Source organism: Sulfuricurvum sp., from assembly GCF_031427015.1.
Classification (GTDB): Bacteria; Campylobacterota; Campylobacteria; order Campylobacterales; family Sulfurimonadaceae; genus Sulfuricurvum.
Genome location: NZ_JASJOW010000001.1, coordinates 67748 through 92213, shown reverse-complemented (window position 1 = coordinate 92213; position 24466 = coordinate 67748). Strand labels below are relative to the sequence as shown.

The window sequence follows — 24466 nt, the reverse complement described above, 5'->3', positions numbered from 1 at the left end:
TTTTGAAAGCTATTGTAACCGGTGGTGCTGGATTTATAGGCTCACATATGGTAGATCTTTTAGTGAATAACGGTTATGAAGTAACTGTTTTAGATAATTTAGCCAACGGTCGATTGGAAAATATTGCACATCACAAAGGGAAAGTTAAATTTGTCAATGTTGATATCGGAGATTACACTCAAAATATTGACCACTATTTCACCAATGTTGAATATGTTTTTCATTATGCCGCACTAGCCGATATTGTCCCTTCTATCAATAATCCCTTAAAATACCACAAAGCAAATGTGGATGGAACCATTAATGTTTTAGAGGCAGCACGAAAATCTCAAAACTTAAAAAAATTTGTATATGCAGCATCCTCATCATGCTATGGCATTCCTGATACCTACCCTACACCGGAAACATCTCCTATACAGCCTGAATACCCTTATGCACATACAAAAACAGTGAGTGAGCAATATGTCCTTCACTGGGGACATGTCTATAATATGCCGGTCGTATCTATGCGCTTTTTTAATGTGTACGGAATAAGACACAGAACCAGTGGAACATACGGAGCAGTTTTTGGAGTTTTCCTAGCTCAATTATTAAACAATAAACCCTTGACCGTCGTTGGTGACGGTGAGCAAACCAGAGATTTCACCTACGTTACCGATATCGTTGACGCTTGCTACAGTGCAGCTATTTCAAATATTGTTCAAGAAATCTTAAATGTCGGAAGTGGAAATACCTACAGTATTAACTATCTTGTTTCATTATTAGGTGGAAAAAAAGTTCATATACCGAAGCGGCCGGGTGAACCGGACAGCACTTTTGCAGACATTACAAAAATTAAAAAAATGTTGGGGTGGACACCGAAAGTCACTATTGAAGAAGGTGTCAAAATTATGCTTGATAATATTGAGCAATGGCGAGATGCTCCTGTTTGGGATGAAAGCTCAATTGAAGAAGCAACGAAAGATTGGTTTGAGTGTTTGGGAAATTAATATGTTAGATTCATCTGCTATACGGAAAAAAACGATTAAATTATCGTGTACCAGCGGTGCAGGACATTTAGCACCGGCACTATCTACAGTGGAAATGCTAACCGTTTTATTTAGAGACTATTTAAAATACGATGTCAAAAACCCAAAAAATGAAAGTCGTGATCGTTTGGTTTTTAGCAAAGGTCACGGAGCCTATGCTTATTACGTTATTTTGAATGAATTAGGCTTTATCCCCGATTTTGAACTTGAGAATTTTTATACTGATAAATCCACTCTCAAAGGGTGTTTGAGTGAAAATAAAGAGTATATGATTGAGGCATCTACCGGTTCGTTAGGGCACGGGCTTCCTCTCTCTGTCGGGATGGCTCAAGCTTTTAAAATGCAAAATAAAGGTAATAAAGTTGTGTGTATTGTCGGTGACGGTGAGATGCAAGAAGGAAGTAACTTTGAGGCGTTAGCCTTAGCCTATCGGTTTAAGTTGGATAATCTACTCTTAATTATTGATGCCAATGAGCTTCAAGCCATGGATAGAGTATGTGATGTTGGATTGGATAATGAGCGATTATCAAAAGTCTTGGCTGCATACACCGACAACTTTTCAAAAATAGACGGACATGATGAAAATGCGCTAAAAGAGGCATTTGACCTCTTCTTTAAACAAACAAATCCCTCTTTTTCAGTTGTTGTTTGTAATACCGTCAAAGGAAAAGGAATTGATATTCTTGAAAATTCTGTAGCACATCACTTTAGATGTCCTACCCAAGACGGTTATGTCATTGAGGTGAGTGATGTCTAATATTGTCTCTAAACAAGAAGTAATGAAAGAGATCTATTCCTACTTCAAAGAAGATGAAAGTATGTGTTTACTGGTAGGAGACATGGGGTTTGCCGTATTGGATGATTTTTTTAATAATCATTCCGACAGAGTGTTCAATACTGGAATAAATGAACAAGCAACCATGAGTATGGCAGCTGGTATGTATTTGGCAGGGATGAAACCTTTATACTATTCTCAGGTCCCTTTTTTGGTTATGAGAGCTTATGAGCAAATTCGCTATGATATAAACGAACACAAAATGAATGTAAAATTGATCGGTGTTGGAGCCGATAATTATTTTTCAATGCTGGGCAGAAGTCATTGTATTGATGACGATGATATAGCGATGATGAAAATTTTTAAAAATTTTTTAATTCTTTCTCCGACAGCCCAAACGTTAAAAGAAGATATTCGACGGATGTTCGAAACAAATGGACCCGTCTATTTGAGATGCAGATAAAATAAGGTGGATACTTTGAAAAATATTGAAATATATGAAAAAAATCTTTTATTACACAAAGATATAAATACAGCCGCGCAGTATGTCAAGTGTACAAATTGTTTAGAATATTTTAAGGTATTCAACGGATGCGAACTAAAAATAAGTGTCAATCCCAATACCCATATAATTGACAATGCTACGGTCAATGAGTGCGAAAATGACCCCTATAAACAAGGTATGATGAAAGCATTTTGCGGTCTCATTATTGGATTACCGATTTTAGAAGCTCATGATCACAGTGTTTTACGATTAGAGAATCTACTAAGAGACAATGTTGTCCATCCTGTCAAAGGGATTATCATGCCGGAAAACAGCTGTGAACTTTTTACAATCCCATTACATTTAATTCGCGCACTCTACGATCAATACGCTAAAGAACAAAACTATCACCCACTGGTTAATACTTACACACCTAAAGAGGTAAATGAATGGAAAAAATTAGATATCAAAGAGCGTGAAAAGATTGTTTTTGAAAAAATCAAAAACTTTTGTTCAACACATGATATCGAAGAATATGACGCAAAATTAATCGGAGATATGCGGGTTGAGTTTGTTGCGGATAAAGAGATCTACAGTTCATTGTCCAAACTACTTTTTGACATGGAAAAAAATATCGATAAAGAATTAGGGTTTTCATTAGAAATTATGTTTACAGAGAAACTAGACGCAAACAAAAAAAGACAAAATTAGAAAGTGAGTGCCAATAATGAAAAATAAAGAATTAATTTTAGATGGTACAAAATTAGCTTGGCATGCAGAGAGGGTACAGCAATGGTTAAATGGAGAAAGAATTGCTCCTATTACCATCGATATGTCTTTAACAAGAGCGTGCAACTACGGATGCGGTTTTTGCTATGCAAGATTGCAAGAAAATGATAGATTTGAAATTACAAGAGAAACGATTGATAATTTTCTTGAAGACTGTGCCCAAATGGGAGTTAAAGCCATCAGTTTAGTCTCAGATGGAGAAAGTTCCATCCATCCCGATTATGTACATACTATTGTTAAAGGCTCTCAACTTGGAATTTCTATGGCTGTGGCAACTCACGGCTATAACACAAGAAAAGAAGATCTTGAAAAGATATTGCCTCATTTAACGTATCTACGCGTTAACTTTTCTGCCGGTGAGCCTAAACGTTACTCTGAGATCATGGGTGTTAAGGAAGAGTGGTTCTATCAGGTATGTGACAATATAGAAACTATGATGGAAATAAAAAAACGCCTTAATTTGGATGTCACTATCGGTATGCAAATGGTCTTGATGCCTGAAGATGGAGATCAAGTAATCCCATTAGCAAAACTAGGGAAAAAATTAAGACCGGATTATGTTGTCATCAAACATACCAGCGATAGTGAAGAAGGGGCATTGGGGGTTGATTACTCCGGTTATGCCGCGTTACAAGATGTCTTAAAAGAAGCGGAAACGTATTCGGATGATGAATATCAAGTCGTAGTGAAATGGTCAAAAATAAATGCTGAGGGAAAACGAACCTATCAACGATGTTATGGACCTCCTTTTCAAATCCAGATGTCAGGATCAGGCTTGGTGGCACCTTGTGGAATGCTATTCAACGAAAAATATAAAAAATTTCATATCGGTAACATTACACAAACACGATTTAAAGACATTGTGAACAGTGACAGATACTGGGAAGTAATGAATTATTTAGCATCACCAAGTTTTGATGCTCAGAAGATGTGCGGTTCTTTATGTTTACAGCATAAGCCTAATGAATATTTGGATGCTTTACAAAAAGGGCTTATCAGCTTAGAAAAACCTAGTGGCCCTATGCCACAACACATTAACTTCATATAAGGCAAAAGTAAAAGTGACGAATAAAAAGAAAAAAACGATATTTGTTCACGGTAAATTTGAGGTTCTACACCCAGGTCATCTACGACTTCTCAAATTTGCAAAAGAGAGCGGTGCTTTTTTAGAAGTTGGTGTTTACGCAGACAGCATGGGTAAGTATTTTGTTCCTGAAGATCTAAGACTAGAAGCTCTAGGATCATCAATTTTTGTAGACAGAGCCTTCATACTTGATATTCTGCCCGAAGAGTACATTAGAAACAACCAGCCGGATATTGTTATCAAAGGTAGCGAACATGAGAATATGTACAATCCTGAAGCAGAAGTTCTCAAAGAATATGGCGGAAAACTCATTTTTAGTTCCGGAGACAGCAGATTCTCATCTATTGAATTACTAAGGGCGGAACTCAACACTATAGATCTCTCCTCTATAAAAAAACCACAAGAATTTTGTGAAAGACATAAATTTGATTATCAAGCACTAAAATCAACGCTAGATCGTTTTGAAGGGATAAAAACTATTGTCATCGGTGACACAATCGTGGATGAGTATATTGCCTGTGAAGCGCTCGGTATGAGCCAGGAAGACCCTACGATCGTTGTAACACCGTTATTGAGTGAAAAATTTTTAGGGGGGGCGGGGATCGTTGCCGCTCACACGAAAGGGCTTGGTGCAAAAGTTAGTTTTTTTACCGTTTTAGGGTGTGATGAAACGGCTATATACGCAAAGAAAAAACTCTCTGAATACGGTATAGATTCTTTTTGCTACTCTGATGATACACGCCCTTCAAATTTAAAACAGCGTTTTCGTGCGGGTAATAAAACGATGCTAAGAGTGAATCATCTCAAACAGCATCACATCTCTTTAGAACTTCAAAAAGCCATCTTAAAAGATATAAAAAAAGAGATAAAGAGTGCACAAGTTCTTATTTTCTCCGATTTCAGCTACGGATGTTTACCTCAAAAAATGATTGATGAAATTATCACCTATGGTAAAAAATACAATCTAATTATGAGTGCTGATAGCCAGTCTTCATCTCAAACCGGAGATATTTCACGCTTTAATGAAATGACACTTGTAACTCCAACCGAGAGGGAGATCAGACTTGCTGTTGATGATTTCGAATCCGGGCTTATCGTCATCTCTGATAAACTAAAAGATAAGTCTAACCCTAAAAATATATTTATCACATTGGCATCTGAAGGGGTAATTGTCAATAAATACAACGGTGAAAACAAATTATTTACCGATAGACTGCCGGCTATGAATACTAACCCAAAAGATGTTGCCGGTGCAGGAGACTCGATGCTCTCAACAGCATCCCTCGCATTAGCTGCAGGGGCTGACATTTGGCAAGCGGCATATTTAGGCTCAATAGCTGCAGCTTGTCAGGTTAGTCGAGTAGGCAATCTCCCTCTTCAAAAAGTGGACATTTTAAAAGAGCTTGAAATATGAAAAAAGCTCTTTTACTGGCAGCAGGGCTAGGAACAAGACTACGACCGATCACAGATAGTATCCAAAAATGTCTTGTCCCCATAGATGGAAAACCACTGATAGAATATTGGTTGGATGCACTCTCTAAAGCCGGTGTCGAAGAGTTTTTAATCAATACCCATTATTTTGCCGATCAGATGAAAGAATATGTTGAAAATTCAAAATTCAAAAATGCCATTACACTCGTCTATGAAGAGGAATTATTATTAACCGGTGGCACAATTTTAGCTAATAAAGAGTTTTTTAAAAACGATCCTTTTTTGGTTGCACATGCCGACAATCTCTGCTTGTGTGATTTCAATGCATTTTTCGAAGCACATGAGCGAAGACCGAAAAGGTGCGAAATTACAATGATGACATTTGAAACCGATACTCCAAAAAATTGTGGAATTGTTGATTTAAATGAAGAGGGAGTTGTCATCGGGTTCTACGAGAAAGTCCAAAATCCCCCTTCTACTCTCGCTAACGGAGCTGTTTATATTTTTGAACCTAACGTGATAGAGTATATGGCCTCTTTTCATAAAAAAGCTGTCGATATCAGCACTGAAGTACTCCCCCATTATCTCGACAAAATATACACTTTTCAAAATAGTGTTTATCATAGGGATATCGGGACGGTTGAAAGTTATGCCCTAGCTCAAATCTATAAATATGCCCTCGCCTCAGAAAGAAAGAATTAGGAATTTTATGAAAAAAAAACACTTTTATTTAATGTCGGATGTAGATTCTGCTATCGGAAATTTTTCTGAAATTATTTTTTACGCCCTTCTAAAAGCAAAAAGAACAAAGAGCGATTTTGTGCTTGTTCGCAAATACATTTTTTTTCGCTCTATCCTTAGCAAAAAGCTTGGATTCAGACAACCGCGTGCGCTGTACGGAATCCAAACCGAATACAGCCGAAATAACTCATTTATTGGAAATATACTGGCTTTATACGGTGGTACATATGTTTTCTTATCTTACCTCTATGAATCAATCAAGTACAAGTCGATAAAACTCCTCAACCGTATAGCTGGAAAAAATCTTTTTTCATCCAACTTTCATCCCGCGGTCCCCTCTTCCGGGTCCAAAGACTTATTCAATATACACTCTTTCAACACCTTTTCATTCTCTAAAGAAGATGAGTCGTATTGGCGCGAGGCTCTCTCAACAACCTTTAAAATTGAACTAAGCGATAGTGTACAACCTGTGGTCGAGAAATCATTTTCCGCACTCGGATTAAGACAATATCCCTGGTACGTATGTTTACATGTAAGAACACCGTTTTTTTACAATAGTACTCACGATGGATTTAGGAATTCCTCTATTGAAAATTACTACGATGCCATACGATACATTACAGCATTGGGCGGTGCAGTAGTACGGATGGGGGATCCGATGAGCAATTTGGAAAATATCCGTGGACTCATAAATTACCCTAATACTGCCGAAAAATCGGAAGAAATGGATTTACATCTGATAAAAAACTGTAAATTTTATATCGGAACGAACTCAGGAATTATTGATACAGCATTTTTGTTCGGTGTCCCAGTTTTGGGAGTTAATATAACAAGCTTTTTATTCATTTCTCCCTATAAAAAGTGTGATTCTTTCATCTATAAGCGTATCTTTTCCAAAGAATATAATAGATTTTTATCTTTTAAAGAATCGCTAAATGAGCCTTTTATCGTTAATTCAAATTTGTTACTAGAAAGTGATTTGAAAATATTTCATCAAAAATATGAGCTTATAGAAAATACCCCTGAAGAGATTCTGCAATCTGTCAAAAATATGTTTATTAATCTTGAAACTTCCGATTATCTAAAAAATGAAGCCCAAATTCAATTTGAACAGCACCTTCAAACTGCAGCAATGGAATGGATACACACAGAACCTTATTTCAAAAAATATTTAGACCAGCAATTCCGATGTGCTACTAAATTATTCTTTAATGGCGCTATCGATGCAGATTTTGCCAGCAAAAACTACTAATCTACAATGGAGTATTTTTATGATTGCCTGCCCAGTATGTGAGACAAATGCCGGTTCCTATATTTTAAACGTCGTGAATAACTATAACATACACAAATGCCATGGGTGCGGTCTTGAGTACACTTCCCCAAACCCTACCAACAAAGATTTAGAACTATTCTATAGTTCTTACTTGGATGTAAGAGCTTCTGAAGACATAGTTCGGCTTAATGCTGAAAAAAACATAGCTCTGCTAGAAAAATATGGGCTTAATAGAAAAAGTTCCTATGTTCTGGATTTTGGATGCGGCAACGGTGAATTTGTGGAAATATACGGATCGAATTGTTACGGTATCGAATTAAAACCAAATCCATTATGTGACAGAATTAAAAGTTCTCTAGAAGAGTTACCTTTAGAAAAATTTGACTGTATCACCCTATGGGGCGTTTTAGAACATCTAAATGATATCCAAGGGATAATGAGCAAGCTTTCAACAGTATTAAAAGAAAATGGCATATTAGTAATTACAACCGTAAATGCGGAAGGGCTTATCCCTTTCTATCACAAACCGCCCGAGCATTTAACCTACTGGACACGTAAAAGTTTTGACATTTTAGGAAATAACTACGGGTATGATATTATTGGTTATATGAATTACGAAATGTACCAATACTCGTCCATATATCTTGACCGATTGCTCAGTAGAACACCTAAAGAGTATAAAGCCGCTATTATGGAAGCAAACTTGCCGGAAATCATAACAATTCCTACGAATGAGATTTTCGTTGTATATCAAAAAAAATCATAAATTAAATCGGTCATATGATGATAAATAAAAAAAACATTCTTCTCATAGACAGAAGCGAAGACATGCTAGAGTCTGTCGCTGCATGTGAACACATCCATATTGCTATTTTAATCGTTGAAAGTGAAAAGCAAAAAAAACCTATCAGAGATAAATACCCACATATTGGTACTATCTATACAATGGATGAAGCACAAGCTCCAAATCCTGCCCCGCTTAATTATGAGAATATGGAGATATACCGAGCTACTCAACTCAAAGTAGAACATTGCCTTTGGCGTTTTACAAACAGCTATAGTCATATTCAGTATATCTATTACAATGCCCTCAGTTTTTGGCTTGATCTCTTCGGAAACACAACGATAGAGGCAGTACTCGTCAGTGAAATTGAACTGGGGACTCCCTATATCAGCATTCCGATTGATATTGCAAAAAAGAGAAAGATTCCTGCGTTTTTATTTGATCCTATTCTCAATAACGGTATTGATCTATTAGCAAAAGGGGTAAATTTCTATAATAAAAATGAGTACATAGATTTGTCCGTAGCCGACGGTTCCGCCCCAATAATCACTATTGATGACTTTTTATTTCGTTCAATCGCACACAAAATCGATCCAAAATACATTCTCAAAGATAAACTCAAAGCATTTGCATTTACCCCTTGGGGGATGTTACTCCTCACGGTTCTCTCTTTGCTCACCGACAAGTTTACCGTTTCCCTTAACGGATTTAAGGTCAAATGGATAGAACTTCTAAGCAATACGCTCTTTCTTAATAAAATGTCGAAATATTATAATCTCCTCTCAATTGCACCCACACAAAAAGAAAAATTTGTTTTTTATGCAATGCACTTCGAACCGGAAGCATCAATCATGGTTCGGACCCCGCTTGGAAATCAGATTTCAATTATTAAAATGATTTCGGATGCACTTCCGAAAGGGTGGAAACTTTATGTTAAAGAGCATCCTCATCAATTCGGGCTGGCAAATGAGACACGGTGGTATCAACTAAAAAATATCTTTTTTTTCAGAAATAAAGAATTTTATCAGGAGCTAAAAAAAATAAAGAATGTTGAGCTCATCCCTTTAAGCACCCCGAGCAAAGCTCTTATAGAAAATGCTGAATGCATCGCTTCCATTAATGGAACCGTAGCGATTGAGGGCATTAAATACAAAAAACCTGTTATGCTTTTCGGTCATTTATCCACTCCGATTGGCTATTGCGAAGATATTTTTAAAATAACAAATACATCCGATGTGCATAACTCAATAAAACGGATGATCGATGGTTTTAATCCGGAATATACCGATTTTACGACACTAACAGAACGTTTTTTATTTAAACAGACGCTCAATGGAAAAATAGAACTTTCTCCAGCATTTTGGAAATATCTCATTACTCAAGAAATAGATAAGTAGAGCAATATTAAGGTGTGTAAGTTTACAATATAAAAATTTTGATTTAGAGAGGTGTTTTCATGCTAAAAAGAATAATCTTGTCTCCGATAGATTTACTTCTCCTCTTTTGGGGTTGGGTGATTTACATGGTAACCGGTTCTACGACCAAACGTACCTACAACTCAATGGTAAGACTTTTTTGTATCACAAAAGGTTACTCGAGTGAAATTATCCATAGCATGGTCACCCTTTTTAGACGACCTTATCTTTTAAAACACGACCTTAGCGGTGCAATGGGGACATTTAACCAACAAGATATTCGTAAGATAACAGAACAACTTAATACGGACGGATACTATATTTTCGAAAATAGATTACAGAGTGAGACCGTGGACAGACTTGTCAAGTTTGCTCAAGAAACCGATGCTTTTGCCAGACCCTATCGTTCTGATGGTTCAGCCGTAGTTGAACGGACAAAAATGCGCTTTGATAGCGAACATCCCGAAACGATCCGATACGATTGGCATGCAACACAACTTTTACAGAATGAGGATGTCCAAAAGCTTATTTCTGATGAAGTTCTTTTAGCCATTTCACAAGAATACTTAGGGTGTGCACCCATCGTAGACGGAGTAAGAATGTGGTGGAATACAACCTTTTCAAAAGATCCGAATCCGGAAGCGGCAACAATGTATCATTTTGATATGGAACGATTGAAATGGTTTAAAGTATTCGTCTATTTAACAGATGTATCAGAAGAAAACGGCCCCCACGCTTTTATCAAAGGAACCCATAAAGTAGGAGCACTTCCTTATGATCTTTTGAAAAAAGGGTATGTAATGAGTAGTGATGAAGAGATTTACAACTATTTTGACAAAAATGAAGAGATTCTTTATACGGCTCCGAGAGGAACCATGATTATTGAAGATACCAAAGGTCTTCATAAAGGGACTCCTGTCAAAAGCGGTGACCGATTAATCCTGCAAATGCAATTTAGCGACTGCATGTTCGGCATGGATTCCGATGCATCCTTTCCTACCAATAAAACAAAAGAGTTAACCGATGCGATAAACAAATATCCAAAAGTTTACGAATATTACAACAGAGATTGATTTGAGATTATCGAGACAGGTTTCCCTGTTATTCAAAGCAATGCCATGGTGGATCAGAACAATTGTATACAAGTTTACATTTCCTCATCTCAAGATAAATCCTTCTGTTGAGATTGAAAACAGTGGCTGTTTTCACTATGGAATCCGTTGTATGATCTCTAAACACACCAATATTGTAATACATGACAAAGGTTTTTTATCTCTCAACGACAACGTCTATATCGGAAGGAACGTTGAAATCGGCTCTGATGATATAACTATCGGTTTTGATACATCTCTACAAGATCGATGTATTTTACTCGGCACAATTAAAATAGGAGCCGGCTGTATTTTAGCTCCCAATATTTTTATCTCTTCGGGCGGGCATCATTTTGAGATAAACCCTTATCTTCCGATACGAGAACAAGATGTAATCGGGGTTAAATCAGTCCCTCACAAACCTGTTATTATCGAAGATGATTGCTGGATTGGGATTAACAGTATCATAATGCCCGGTGTCGTCATCGGTAAAGGGAGTGTCATAGGTGCCGGAAGTATTGTTACAAAAAATATTCCCCCCTACAGTGTTTCTGTAGGGGCGCCGACCAAAGTAATCCGAAAACGGTTAGAATTTTCTCCACTAAAAGAACTTTTACCAGAAAATGAGAGTTCTTTACCTTATTTTTACTCCGGTTTTAGATATGCTTACGAAAATAATCAGCGCAAAATTTTTGTCCGTGAGTCTATATTCTCTTTTGCACTAAATTTTGACGGATCTGAAACCGTAGAAATTGTATTTAATAATCACAGTGATTTAGAAGTAGCTATTTCGGCTGATACGACCTCATTCATTTTACCAAAAGGTGAAAGCCGTATTGACATTGCCATCAATACCGAAATGTACACACACCGTAAATTGATATTAACCATTACAAATACGGTTCTACTCTCAAATACTCTTGAAATACTCAAGATAAAAACTAACTAATTGGAGGTTTAATATGAAAGTTTGCTTATGCAGTGTCCCGACCGAGGATCCGAATTCTTATACCAATCCTAAAATGAGAGCTCAAGGGAGTTTTCCTATTTTGCCAAAAATGGCAATTGTTTCTTTAATCAAAGCAATGGAAGCAAACGATTTAAATACTTGTTCTTTTTATGATATTGACATGATTTTGCCGAGTGATGATGAAATACGGGATTTTTTTCGTAGAGACAAACCCGATATAATCGGACTGAGTGCAGTTGTTTCCAGTTCTTATCCACAAATCAAAAGAATATCTGCATTAATCCGTGAAGTTTTACCTGATTCTATTATTGCTATGGGGGGCAATTTAGGAGCCATCTCGGATATCGTTATGAAAACAACCGATATTGATCTCTGCTTCGTCGGAGAAGGTGAACGATCATGGATCGCATTTTTGAAAAAAAATATAAAAAGAGGTGACTATACCGGTCTTGATCAAATTAGAGGCCTCGCATATTTTGAAAATGATACATTTGTATTTACAGGATACGGAGAAGGTTCAATTACTGAAGATCTCTTCATGTCTGATTATGAAATGCTTGAAAAAGGTTTTGACGGAAAATCTGAACTTATACAAAATTATTTTCGAAAAACGATACACTCCCCGTGGTTTGCACACGATAAGCGTGTACATGAAAAAACTCGTAGACCGAATATGGCCAATTTTATGACGTCAAAAGGATGTACGGCAAAATGTACTTTTTGCCAACGTTCTTTACGTGGCTATAAAACAATCGATATTGAAAGAATTGAAAGTCATCTTATTGAACTCAAAGAAAAATATGATGTTGGGTGTTTGCATATTGTCGATGAAAACTTCGGTTCTGATGTAAAATATACCCATAAACTTGCCGAAACATTCAAAAAGTATGATATGTTATGGGTAGCCAGCGGTGTCCGATGTACGAATGTAACTCCAGAGGATATTGCTTTTTATGCAGAGAATAATTGTTTAGGACTAAAATTCGGAGTAGAATCCGGAAGCCAAGTAATGCTCGATGTTATGGAGAAAAAATTTGATTTGGAAGATGTTCAGCAAGGGATTAACGCTTGCAGAGAACACAAAGTATACTCTCCTCTCGCACTCCTTATCGGAATGCCTGGCGAAACCAATGAAACGGTTATGGAAAGTGCCCGATTGATTGGTGAGTACTACTACAAACTCGGCGTCAAGCCCTCAGTATTTGGATGTGATCTTAACTATGCCATGGCTTTTCCGGGAAGCCCGATTTATACTTATGGACAGCAAGTCGGTGTAATCGGTACCTCACTAGAAGACGAGTGTGCCTATTTGTCAAACATTATGCTCCCTTTCGGCTCAAAATACAACCATGTCAATTTATCCGGTCAAAAACTCAAAGACCTCTTATTCTGGGACTATTTAATGGCACTGGAGTCAGAACGCGTCTATTACGAAAACGTTCTAAAATACGGCCCAAAAGAGATGGATCCTGTTATTTTTGGAGTCCTCAATACTCCAGGTGGATATTCAATTATTACCGATTCTTCGGATGAAAACAAATTTATCCGTAAACTGAAAAAAATAATTTTTTATGCAAAATCCGGAACTGTTTTCCAAAGAGCTTTACTAAGTTTTTATACCAAAGATATTCTTTTTAATTACCTGCTCAAGAAAAAAATCACTAGCACCCTTCCAAGAGGGTTAGTTTACGGGGTTCTAAGAGAAGTCAATTATATCAAATATCGTTTCTTTAAAGGAATCGGAGTCGTTAAAGATAACTTAAACAAAACAAATACTCAAACTCTCGATTTAGGAGAGGGGCCAAGAAGAAAAGAACGCTCACTTCGTAGTTTTATTCAAAAACTCGATACACCTATCTTTTCATTGCGTAACGGTATTTAATCAATGCTTCGTCCAAAAACAAAACATGGTAGTTTGAACGCTTCATGAAAAAAATACTCAAAAAATTATTGCCTCCCTTTGTATTGTATTATGCTAGAGCACTTTTCGGATATGGCTATAGCGGAAATTATTTGAAATGGGATGATGCCGCTACAGCTTGCGAAGGCTATGATTCAGAGATAATTTTTGAAAAGGTCAAAACAGCCGTCTTAGCGGTAAAAAATGGAGATGCGGCTTGCGAAAGAGATTCAGTTTTATTTGACAAAATCGTTTATTCATGGCCTATGCTTGCATCGTTAATGTATGCTGCAGCTTATTGCAAAGGGAATCTCCATGTTGTTGATTTTGGCGGAAGTTTGGGGAGTAGCTATTTTCAAAATAAAAAATTTTTAAAAAGCTTAAACCTGCACTGGAGTATTGTAGAACAGCCAAAATTTGTGGCATTTGGGCAACAGGTGCTTCAAAATGACCAGTTAAAATTTTACCCGACTCTCCATGAAGCTTCAGCAGCAATGGCTACTGACCTTGTCCTCCTATCAAGCGTATTGCAATATCTGGAAAATCCCTATGCAATATTGGATGAAATTGCAAATATATCTCCTAAATTTATACTAATAGATAGAACACCATTCAGTCTTGATGAAAAAGAAACTATCAAAATTCAAAATGTCCCCACCTCAATCTATAAAGCTAGCTATCCGATTCGATTCATTTCTCAATCGAAACTGCTTTCGTATCTGGAAAAAATAGGCTATAACGTATTAGAAAAATTTGATTCTGACATAGACGGGGACACAAATAATGTCCGTTTTGGCGGTATAATGGCACAAAAGGTGTCTAATGCTTAATTTTTGTACGCTGTTTGACTCTAACTATCTCCCAAGAGCATTGGCAATGTACGAATCCCTAAAAAGGCATAATCGTAATTTTCACCTTTATGTTTTTGCTTTTGATGACAAATGCTATGATGTACTTAACCAATTATCTTTAGAATTTGTCACAACTATATCTCTCAAAGAATTTGAAGATGAAGAACTTCTAAAAATTAAGAATACGAGAAGTGCTGGAGAGTATTGCTGGACATGTACTCCTTCCATTATCAAGTATATCATTGAAAAATACAATGCCGAATCTTGCACCTATCTCGATGCCGATCTCTATTTTTTCTCCGATCCTTCCGTTTTGATTGAAGAGATGGGGAGTAAATCAGTTCTCATTACAGAACATCGCTATACACCTAAATATGATCGATGCAGCACAAGCGGGATTTATTGTGTCCAATTCATGACCTTTAAAAACGATGCTAATGGAATGCGTGTCCTCAATTGGTGGAGAAATGCATGCAATGAATGGTGCTATGCCCGTTATGAAAACGGTAAATTCGGAGATCAGAAATATTTAGATCATTGGCCTACACAGTTCGAGGGGATTCATGTTCTTCAACACCTTGGCGGAGGACTCGCTCCATGGAATGTTCAACAATATGATTTCGAAAATATCTCAGAGAAAATGTATGGAACAGAACACTCAACTCAACAAAGATTCGAAGTTGTTTTCTATCACTTCCATGCACTAAAGTTTTCCGGTGAAACGACCTGTTTTCTTGGAGCATACGCTATTAACACTCAGGTCAAAAAATTGTTTTATCACACCTATGTCAAAAAAATGAAAGAAGTTTTTGATAAAATTATTCCTTATGGAATTACTATGAAAATAGAAAATATTTCGCCTGAAAAGAACTGGACATATCCATTAAAGATATTAAAAAGAATTTTATTCTATTCGAAAAATTTTTATCCGATGAAGGAGTTCACTTAACTCATGGCGAACATCATTCCTATTCCTATCATTGCTGATGAGCGAGGTTCCCTTGGTGTCATCGAGAAACTCTTGCCATTTGAGATTAAAAGGGTTTTTTATATCTACGGTGTTGAGTCCAAACGAGGCGGACATGCTCATAAAAAAACGCAACAAGCACTTATCTCTTTAAACGGAAAGTGCATTATTTATGTCAATAACGGAAAAGATAGACAATTTTTTGATCTTACCGATCCGAGTAAATGCCTATTATTAAATCCCGAAGATTGGCATACAATGGAATTTGAGAAAAATACGGTACTCCTTGTTTTATCATCAGAGTATTACGACAGTACAGACTATATTCATGAAGAGCCTAAATGATAGAATACGAAAATCTTGGTAAACTCAATGCCCCTTTTTTCAAGGAATACGAAAAAAGTTTTAAAGAAATTCTTGAAAGCGGTTGGTATATCCTTGGTCGAAGTGTTGAAACTTTTGAACAAGAGTTCGCTGAATACCTCGGCGCACACTATGCCGTAGGTGTGGCTAATGGTCTCGATGCATTAACAATAGCATTAAAAGCATGTGAATTTGAAGCCGGATCTGAAATTATTGTCCCCTCCAATACCTATATTGCAACAATATTAGCGATTGTTCATGCCGGGTTAAAGCCTGTATTGGTAGAACCGGATATCCAAACCTATAATATCGATCCGAATTTAATAAAAAATGCCATTACATCAAAAACAAAAGCTATTATGGTCGTTCATCTTTACGGCAAGTCATGTGACATGGATCCGATCACTGCACTATGCCAAGCCTATGATTTAAAATTGATTGAAGATTGTGCACAATCTCACGGGTCAACCTATAAAAATCAAAAAACCGGTACATTCGGTGATTATGGCTGTTTTAGCTTTTACCCTACTAAAAACTTAGGGGCATTAGGGGATGGAGGGGCAATCATCTGTAAGGATGAAGCAACATTTCAAAAAATAAAAGCCCTTAGAAATTACGGTTCCCGTATAAAATATTACAATGAACTTGTAGGTTATAACTCTCGACTGGATGAAATGCAAGCTGCTTTTTTAAGTATTAAACTCAAAAAACTCGACGCTATTACTCTCCATAAAAAAAAATTAGCTGACCTCTATTTTGAAAATATAGATGATCGATTTATTAAGCCATTACGTCAAAATGACTACTCTGATGTTTTTCATATCTTCAATATTCGACATGAGCAAAGAGACACTTTGAAAGACTACCTTTTGGAAAAAGGGATCAAAACCGAGATTCACTATCCCGTTCCACCTAATAAACAAAAAGCGATGAACGGTATTTTAGAGGGGACCTATCCGATATCGGAAAAAATTCATGAAACCACACTGAGTCTTCCTATCTCATATTTTCATACACACAATGATGTAGAGTACATATGCCAAGTACTAAATAATTTTTAATTCTATTACCTGCTCATAAAAGGGATCTTATGCTGGCTCCTATTGTTATTTTCATTTATGATCGACTTGACGTTTTGGTAAAAACAGTTGATGCCCTGAAAAAGAATACTCTTGCTTCAGAAAGTGATCTTTTTGTCTATTCTGACGGTGCAAAAAATCAAACCGATAATGAAAACATTAAAATAATAAGGGATTATATTCGAACGCTTGATGGATTTAAAACCATAACCTTAATTGAGCGAGAAAAAAATTTCGGCCTATCCGCGTCTATCATTGACGGTGTCACAGAGATCGTCAATAGGTACGGAAAAGTCATTGTACTGGAAGATGATTTATTAACCCATCCTCATTTTCTAACCTTTATGAACGACGGATTAAACGCCTATGAAAATGACCCATCCGTAGCCAGTATTCACGGGCATGTTTATCCGATGAAAGGTCTGCCGAAAACTTTTTTTCTCAAAGGTGCCGATTGTTGGGGATGGGCTACGTGGAAAAGGGGATGGGAAAACTTTGAATTGGATGGCAAAAAACTTTTGAATGCGCTCGAATCCAGGAATTTAACGTATCAATTTGATTTCAACCATTCTTACCCTTATACGAAAATGCTTCAAGATCAAATTGCCGGAAAAAATAATTCTTGGGCAATTCGCTGGTATGCTTCAGCCTTTTTGCATGATATGCTCACGCTCTATCCCGGAAAATCTTTTGTACGCCATATAGGGTATCAAGGGGGTACTCACTTTCAATGGCACGGTAAATTTGATCCTGCGAATGGCACCTTAAATAAAGAATCCTATTCATTTCAAAAAATAACCGTTGCCCCTTCCGCCGAAGCTTTTCGTCAATTCACCTTTTTCTTTAAAAAAAGGAAATTTATCAAATTGCTCAGAATAATGAATATTTTTTTATGGATGAAGCAATGAAGATTTCAATTATTACTGTCGTTTATAACAATAAATCTACGATCAAAGATGCAATAGAATCCGTCTTGTCCCAAACCTATCAGAATATTGAATACATCATCGTTGATGGCGCCAGTACGGATGGAACGGTAGAGATTATACAAAACTATGGGGATAAGATCACGACCTTTATCAGCGAAAAAGACAAAGGTATTTATGATGCTATGAATAAAGGGCTAAAATTAGCTACCGGAGATATCGTCGGAATTTTAAATAGTGATGATTTCTATATTGACAATCATGTCATCTCCAAAGTCATTCAAATATTTCAAGACAATCCGGTCGACAGTATGTTTGCCGACTTAGTGTATGTTCATCCTAATAATTTGGAAAAAATAGTTCGCTATTATGATAGTAGCCATTTCTCACCAAAAAAATTTGCCTACGGATGGATGCCTGCGCATCCGACTTTCTTTATCAAAAGGGAAATATATAAAAAATATGGCTATTTTAAAACGGATTATAAAATTGCAGCTGATTATGAGCTTTTAGCAAGATTCTTGGGCAAATTAAAAATTAGCTATTTTTATTACAAATCACCGATTGTTAAAATGAGAACAGGCGGTATTAGTACTAATAATTTCAAAAGTAACTACATACTTAATAAAGAAATTTTGAGAGCATGTAAAGAAAATAATATTTATACCAATTGGATCATGATCCTCTCAAAGTACCCTAAAAAAATCTTGGGATTGTTAAAAAAATGAAAATATTACTCACCGGTGCGAGTGGATTTATCGGTATGCATCTCATTCAAGATATCTCAGAACATCAAATCATCCCCATCTCACTCCGCGATACTTTACCAGAAAACTTAGATCTACACGAATATGACGCAGTTATCCACCTCGCGGCATTAGTTCATCAAATGTCAATAGTTCCGGAACATGATTATCTTCGTATCAATCGAGATTTAACCCTCTCTCTTGCGCAAAAAGCAAAAGAGTCCGGGGTGTCCCATTTTATTTTTATGAGTACCGTAAAAGTCTACGGGGAAGAAACTACTCTAATTCCCCTTAATGAAAATTCACCCGTACATCCGAGTAAACCTTACGGAAAAAGTAAACGTCAAGCGGAAGAGGGCCTATTGAGCATGTCTTCTGAGAACTTTACCGTTTCAATTATCCGAACTCCTCTGGTGTATGGAGAAGGAGTACGCGCCAATATGTTTAATCTCATTAAACTATGCGATACCTTGCCAATCCTCCCTTTTGGAGGAATCAATAACCGAAGAAGTATTGTATATGTTAAAAATCTTACAGCATTCATTCATACTCTTTTAAATGATCCTCAATCGGAAATTTTTCTCGTGACCGATCTTTTCCCTGTCTCTACAACACAACTGATTCAAAATATTCAAATCGCTTTAGGAAAAAAGGGGAGACTCCTACCGCTTCCAACTTGGCTAATTAATTTAATCCGTCAAATTAAACCCTCCATTCATCAACGACTCTTCGGCTCACTCGAGTTTGACCCTTCTATCAGTTTTAAAAAACTCAATTTTACCCCTTTATTCTCAACAAAAGAGGGAATCGAAAATACAGTTCGGTGGTACCAACATGATTAATATTTTTCTCCTTTGTTGTGGAGTCTTTTTACTCTCCGCACTTCTAACATGGGCTATTAAATATTATGCTATACGTCAAGCCATTCTCGATCACCCCAATGAGCGAAGTTCTCATACCCTACCAACCCCACGTGGCGGGGGATTGGCAATTGTTATTACTTTCTATATAGGTGCCGGACTTTTATACTCGAAAGGACTCCTTGACCCAAAATTGTTTTATGCTTTTTGCTCCGCATTTCCTCTTCTTGTTGTCAGTTTGTTGGATGATCTTTATACATTAGGAAGTAAAATTCGTCTCATAGCACAACTACTCTCTTCGATACTGGCTCTTTATGCTCTTGGAGGAATTTCAACAATTTCACTTTCTTTTATAGAGCTGAGCGGATGGTGGCTTGCCTTCCCGATTGTGCTAGCGATGATTTGGCTTATTAATCTCTATAATTTTTTGGATGGAATCGATGGATATGCAGGAAGTGAAGCCATTTTTCTAGGATTTGCCGTCGCCATTTTATTCGGATATGACATTGGCTATCTGATTGTCCTTTCTGTACTCGGTTTTTTACTCTTCAATTGGCAAAAAGCCAAAATATTTATGGGAGATATTGGGAGTACCTTTTTAGGATTTATTTTTGCCGTTTTATTGCTTGATTCTTTGAATCATCACATTCCTCTCTACAGTTGGTTAATATTACTGGGACTTTTTTGGGTCGATGCAACCCTTACTCTTATCCGAAGAGCTAAAAAGCATGAAAAACTCTCTCAAGCCCATCGCAAACATGCTTATCAGCGTATTACCCAAGCGGGATGGAGTCATCAAAAAACCGTATTAATAGGAATGGGAATCAATATAATCGGAACTATTCCGCTGTTTTGGCTGTTATCTTCTCCCTATGAATTGCCCTATAGCGTTATTTATATCTTGGGACTTTATCTTGTTATCAGACTCATTGATAAAAGGACACCGTTTAGCTAAAATACACCTACTAAAATATGGAGCAACATAATCCTATGCTAAAACTACATGAAGAACGAACTACTACAACCACACTGCTCATTTTAATGATTATTGCGTATCTTTTCTCGGTTTCATTACGATTCATATGGGTCAATGAATCTAGTGCCGCACCTCAGTTTCACTGGAATAATGAGCTTATGATTAATACGAATGACGGCTATTTATTTGCTGAAGGTGCACGAGATATCATTAGTGGCACTCATCAAGGCAATGACTATTCAGGAATAGACCAACCTCTAGCAAAATTAACTGCAATCCTCGCAACAATTTTACCAATCAGTTTTGAAACCCTTATTCTCTATATGCCTTCCTTTATAAGTTCACTAATCGTTATACCGCTCATCTTAATCGGTCGTGCGTTAAATCAGACTACAATGGGATTTATTGCGGCACTCATAGGTTCAATTGCTCACAGCTACTACAACCGTACGATGACAGGATATTACGATACAGATATGCTCAATATCGTTTTTCCGGTTTTAGAGATGTACACACTCATTCTTGCCTTAACACATCAGCGTAATCGCTATCTGATCCCGATCACCGTATCGATAGCATTATATCAATGGTGGTATCCACAAGCTTATGCACTCGATACTGCACTATTTTTAATGATTCTTGGATTCGCTGTTATTTTTGATCGTAAAAATACTTATTTATATAAAATTGCCCTTTTTATACTGATCGGAATTCTCTCAATTCCCTTAATCAGTAAAATCAGCTTGGCAATCATTTTATTCGCTATTTTTCATTTTCGTCAAGAGCTCTCATTAAAACTTTTTTGGTCTATCTTTGGTATGGTTGTCGGGATTTATATTTTTACTGGGGGAATAACACCCATATTAGGGCTGTTAAAGATGTACCTATACAGCGGAACATCTGAAAATACTGTCACCACTGCTCTTAATTACTATAATGTTATGTCAACAGTACGGGAAGCCGGTAGTATCCCCTTCACCCTCTTTGCTGAACGTATCAGTGGTCATAGTATCACTTTTATCCTAGCTTGTGTCGGATATATTATGGCGATTATTGCTTACCGTCCGCTACTAATAACGCTTCCACTTGTCGGATTAGGATTTATTGCCATGTTTGCTGGATTACGTTTTACAATTTACGCCGTTCCGATGATGGCGATCGGATTTGGATATTTGCTAGTTTGGACTACTCAGTACATCCAAAAAATGTGGCTACGATACCTTGCATTGGTTGTTTTCACAGCTACTGCCATTTATCCAAACTATACCCATATTCGTGAATATATGACTCCAACTGTTTTTCTTGATCAAGAAGTTGCGGCATTAGATGAACTCCGTAAAATTGCTTCACGAGAAGATTATGTCGTTTCATGGTGGGATTATGGTTATCCGATCCGTTACTATGCAGACGTTAAAACATGGGTTGATGGAGGTAAACATAGTGGTGATGTCAATTATCCAACCGCCTTTGTCTTAACAGCTCAAAATTCTCTATCAGCCGCTCATATGATGCGATTATATACCGAATATACAGAGCGTGGATTTAAAGATAGCGATAAAAAAGTAAATGATTTTGAATACATGCTAAGCAAAGAAGGTTTTAAAGATCCCAATGATTTCATAAATGCAATAGCACTTCCTGAATACAAAATACCTTCAAAAACACGAAATGTATATCTTTATTTGCCACTACGAATGATTGAAATTTTCCCAACGGTATCTCTTTTCAGTAATATTGACCTCACGAAACCTGACAAACGTTCAACTCCTTTTTTCTATTCAACTCGCATGGGTCAAGATACCGGAGCAACAATTGAATTAGGGCAAGGTCTCTCCATACAAAAAGCTACTAGTACTCTCAAGATGGGAAAACAAAATGTTCCAATTAAAGCACTATACCAAGTAGGGTATGATCCGAACCATCAACTGCAAATTAAGGCACAAACATTTGCATCTGAAGGTTTGAATGTAATTTTTCTAGCAAGTTACGGACAATTCCTCGTCCTTGATGATTATTATTTTAACTCTACTTACATACAAATGTTTATATTTGAACAGTATGATAAGAATCTATTTGAACCCGTTGTCCTTAGCCCATACACAAAAATTTATAAACTAAAGATTTAATAGAAAATGCCTAAAGAGAATAGAATGAGTCTATTAACCCCCAGTTATACAAAAAGGCTCTTCTTCTTTTTAGTTGCTGATTTTTTATTATTTTTCGTATCACTCCATTTTGCGTACGCATTACGATTCGATTTCAGTATCCCTCCGGAATATGTAAGCCATTTTTATGTTGTTTTCTTCACCTTAACCTTCCTAAAATGGAGCAGTTTATATCTTTTAAATGTTTACCGTATTACCTGGCGCTATTTCAGTCTCCATAATGCAATACAAATCCTTATTGGCCATATACTCGCTGTCTCTCTTTTTTATCTTATTTTTTCAATGGAACCAAGCTTATTTGCCCCTGTACCGAGAAGTGTTATTGCCATCGACTTTATACTCTCTTTGCTTCTTCTCGGCGGATTTCGTCTCTCCAAACGCATTATTCTAGAACAGCAAAACAAAAGTATCACCAAACCTATGCTAATTATCGGAAGCAACCACAAATCAGCCGCACTCATCAAAAGTTCTAAAAACGGCGATGTTCCTTATACCATACAAGCCATCATTGCATGGGAACCCTCTGATTTTCATTTGCACGGTTCAACCATTGATTCCATACAGGTTTATCGTAAAAGTCAATTGGAAAAAGTCTTTAAATTGTTTGATATCAGCAGTGTCGCTATCACAATCGATCTTCCGCAAACGGAACTTCGAAGCTTAATAGATCAACTTACGGCACATAATATCCATGATATTCACCACTTCGTTATTTTAGAAAACAATACCTCTTCCCTACGGGAATTTTCTATCGAAGACCTTCTTGCCAGACATCCGAAAGATCTTGATTCCAAAACTATCGAGGCCTTTATTCGTGATAAAAATGTCCTTATTACCGGTGCGGGGGGAAGTATCGGAAGTGAGATTTCACTGCAATGTCATCGCTTCGGAGCAAAAAACCTTATACTGATTGATCATAGCGAATTCAATCTCTATCAAATCGGTGAAAAGATCCCCGACGCGGAGCTCCATCTGTGCAATATTATCGAGTACGGATCATTGAATCAAATCATGGAAAACAGCTCCCCGGATATCGTCATTCATGCCGCAGCCTATAAACATGTTCCTCTTTGTGAAGCGAACATGCAAACCGCCATTAAGAACAATGTTATAGGAAGCCGCAATGTTATTGACAGTGCCATCGCCCATGATGTACAAAAAGTTGTGATTATCTCCACCGATAAAGCCGTCCGTCCGACCAACGTTATGGGCGCAACCAAACGGATAGTGGAACTCTATGCCCAAAATGTCAATCCCCGTAACAGTGAAATCGTAGCGGTTCGATTTGGAAATGTTCTCGGTTCAAGCGGAAGTGTCATCCCTAAGTTTAAAGCCCAGATTGAATCAGGGGGACCGGTAACCCTGACCCATCCCGATATCACCCGTTATTTTATGCTGATCAATGAAGCGTGTCAGTTGGTCTTACAAGCGGCAGCTATAGCACGCGGCGGTGAACTTTTTATCCTCGATATGGGAGAGAGTGTCAAAATCGCCGATTTGGCCGAGACTATGATTCGTCTTTACGCAACAGAACCCATCGAAATCGTCTATACGGGCTTACGTCCGGGTGAGAAACTCTATGAAGAACTACTTATCGACGAGAGCGAGCAAAAAACAGCCTTTGAATCGATTATGATCGCCCGTTCAACCCTCTACGATATTAATCGTTTAAATGAAGATATCGCTCTGTTAATCGACTCATCCGATCCACGATCAGCGCTACGCCGTATTGTCCCTGAGTATTCTGAACCCGTAGAATCTTAATCTC

At 37.1% G+C, this 24466-nt stretch carries 23 protein-coding genes; all 23 read left to right on the top strand.

Features of this window, described 5'->3' with window-relative positions; genetic code table 11:
- Nucleotides 1-2: 2 nt before the first annotated feature.
- The 23 genes from RMO68_RS00490 (at nt 3) to RMO68_RS00380 (ending at nt 24462) form a co-directional block, all read left to right on the top strand.
- Nucleotides 3-989 carry an SDR family oxidoreductase gene (locus tag RMO68_RS00490; protein WP_310438763.1) on the top strand — a complete coding sequence of 329 codons (987 nt, stop codon included), beginning with the start codon at nt 3-5 and terminating at the stop codon, nt 987-989.
- Nucleotide 990: 1 nt separating this feature from the next.
- Entirely contained in the window at nt 991-1785 is a 795-nt protein-coding gene (locus RMO68_RS00485; RefSeq protein ID WP_310438762.1) for a transketolase, read from the top strand.
- A complete protein-coding gene (locus RMO68_RS00480; protein WP_310438761.1) occupies nt 1778-2266 on the top strand; it encodes a transketolase in 489 nt (162 codons plus the stop codon). The genes RMO68_RS00485 and RMO68_RS00480 overlap by 8 nt, the downstream gene beginning before the upstream one ends.
- A gap of 15 nt (nt 2267-2281) precedes the next feature.
- On the top strand, nt 2282-2998 hold the full coding sequence (locus tag RMO68_RS00475; RefSeq protein WP_310438760.1) for a hypothetical protein: 717 nt from the start codon (nt 2282-2284) through the stop codon (nt 2996-2998).
- 16 nt (nt 2999-3014) lie between these two features.
- Nucleotides 3015-4124, top strand: a complete 1110-nt coding sequence (locus tag RMO68_RS00470) for a radical SAM protein (protein WP_310438759.1) — start codon at nt 3015-3017, stop codon at nt 4122-4124.
- 13 nt (nt 4125-4137) lie between these two features.
- Nucleotides 4138-5574 carry a PfkB family carbohydrate kinase gene (locus RMO68_RS00465; RefSeq protein ID WP_310438758.1) on the top strand — a complete coding sequence of 479 codons (1437 nt, stop codon included), beginning with the start codon at nt 4138-4140 and terminating at the stop codon, nt 5572-5574.
- The gene (locus tag RMO68_RS00460; RefSeq protein ID WP_310438757.1) at nt 5571-6293 is read left to right on the top strand and encodes a nucleotidyltransferase family protein; all 723 of its coding nucleotides are present in this window, start codon (nt 5571-5573) and stop codon (nt 6291-6293) included. The genes RMO68_RS00465 and RMO68_RS00460 overlap by 4 nt, the downstream gene beginning before the upstream one ends.
- 7 nt (nt 6294-6300) lie before the next feature.
- Complete coding sequence (locus RMO68_RS00455) at nt 6301-7584, top strand: TIGR04372 family glycosyltransferase (RefSeq protein ID WP_310438756.1); 1284 nt, start codon at nt 6301-6303, stop codon at nt 7582-7584.
- A 19-nt stretch (nt 7585-7603) separates the two neighbouring features.
- Nucleotides 7604-8371: a class I SAM-dependent methyltransferase gene (locus RMO68_RS00450; protein ID WP_310438755.1), complete on the top strand. Its 768-nt coding sequence runs from the start codon at nt 7604-7606 to the stop codon at nt 8369-8371.
- A 62-nt stretch (nt 8372-8433) separates the two neighbouring features.
- Entirely contained in the window at nt 8434-9786 is a 1353-nt protein-coding gene (locus RMO68_RS00445; RefSeq protein WP_310438754.1) for a hypothetical protein, read from the top strand.
- Between the two features lie 59 nt (nt 9787-9845).
- Nucleotides 9846-10877 carry a phytanoyl-CoA dioxygenase family protein gene (locus RMO68_RS00440; protein WP_310438753.1) on the top strand — a complete coding sequence of 344 codons (1032 nt, stop codon included), beginning with the start codon at nt 9846-9848 and terminating at the stop codon, nt 10875-10877.
- Nucleotides 10878-11028: 151 nt separating this feature from the next.
- Nucleotides 11029-11844 carry an acyltransferase gene (locus tag RMO68_RS00435; RefSeq protein WP_310438752.1) on the top strand — a complete coding sequence of 272 codons (816 nt, stop codon included), beginning with the start codon at nt 11029-11031 and terminating at the stop codon, nt 11842-11844.
- Nucleotides 11845-11857: 13 nt separating this feature from the next.
- Nucleotides 11858-13747 (top strand): B12-binding domain-containing radical SAM protein, encoded by a 1890-nt coding sequence (locus RMO68_RS00430; RefSeq protein ID WP_310438751.1) that lies wholly within the window; start codon nt 11858-11860, stop codon nt 13745-13747.
- A 44-nt stretch (nt 13748-13791) separates the two neighbouring features.
- Nucleotides 13792-14595 carry a methyltransferase, TIGR04325 family gene (locus RMO68_RS00425; RefSeq protein WP_310438750.1) on the top strand — a complete coding sequence of 268 codons (804 nt, stop codon included), beginning with the start codon at nt 13792-13794 and terminating at the stop codon, nt 14593-14595.
- Nucleotides 14588-15565 (top strand): hypothetical protein, encoded by a 978-nt coding sequence (locus RMO68_RS00420; protein WP_310438749.1) that lies wholly within the window; start codon nt 14588-14590, stop codon nt 15563-15565. Before RMO68_RS00425 ends, RMO68_RS00420 begins: the two co-directional genes overlap by 8 nt.
- Before the next feature lie 3 nt (nt 15566-15568).
- Nucleotides 15569-15928 (top strand): FdtA/QdtA family cupin domain-containing protein, encoded by a 360-nt coding sequence (locus RMO68_RS00415; RefSeq protein ID WP_310438748.1) that lies wholly within the window; start codon nt 15569-15571, stop codon nt 15926-15928.
- Nucleotides 15925-17007 carry a DegT/DnrJ/EryC1/StrS family aminotransferase gene (locus RMO68_RS00410; RefSeq protein ID WP_310438747.1) on the top strand — a complete coding sequence of 361 codons (1083 nt, stop codon included), beginning with the start codon at nt 15925-15927 and terminating at the stop codon, nt 17005-17007. Before RMO68_RS00415 ends, RMO68_RS00410 begins: the two co-directional genes overlap by 4 nt.
- Before the next feature lie 29 nt (nt 17008-17036).
- Nucleotides 17037-17933, top strand: a complete 897-nt coding sequence (locus RMO68_RS00405) for a glycosyltransferase (protein ID WP_310438746.1) — start codon at nt 17037-17039, stop codon at nt 17931-17933.
- On the top strand, nt 17918-18679 hold the full coding sequence (locus tag RMO68_RS00400) for a glycosyltransferase family 2 protein (protein WP_310438745.1): 762 nt from the start codon (nt 17918-17920) through the stop codon (nt 18677-18679). Before RMO68_RS00405 ends, RMO68_RS00400 begins: the two co-directional genes overlap by 16 nt.
- Nucleotides 18676-19539, top strand: a complete 864-nt coding sequence (locus RMO68_RS00395) for an NAD-dependent epimerase/dehydratase family protein (protein WP_310438744.1) — start codon at nt 18676-18678, stop codon at nt 19537-19539. The genes RMO68_RS00400 and RMO68_RS00395 overlap by 4 nt, the downstream gene beginning before the upstream one ends.
- A complete protein-coding gene (locus RMO68_RS00390; protein ID WP_310438743.1) occupies nt 19532-20512 on the top strand; it encodes a glycosyltransferase family 4 protein in 981 nt (326 codons plus the stop codon). Before RMO68_RS00395 ends, RMO68_RS00390 begins: the two co-directional genes overlap by 8 nt.
- A gap of 17 nt (nt 20513-20529) precedes the next feature.
- Nucleotides 20530-22659 carry an STT3 domain-containing protein gene (locus RMO68_RS00385; RefSeq protein ID WP_310438742.1) on the top strand — a complete coding sequence of 710 codons (2130 nt, stop codon included), beginning with the start codon at nt 20530-20532 and terminating at the stop codon, nt 22657-22659.
- A gap of 24 nt (nt 22660-22683) precedes the next feature.
- The gene (locus RMO68_RS00380; protein ID WP_310438741.1) at nt 22684-24462 is read left to right on the top strand and encodes a nucleoside-diphosphate sugar epimerase/dehydratase; all 1779 of its coding nucleotides are present in this window, start codon (nt 22684-22686) and stop codon (nt 24460-24462) included.
- The last annotated feature ends 4 nt before the right edge of the window (nt 24463-24466 follow it).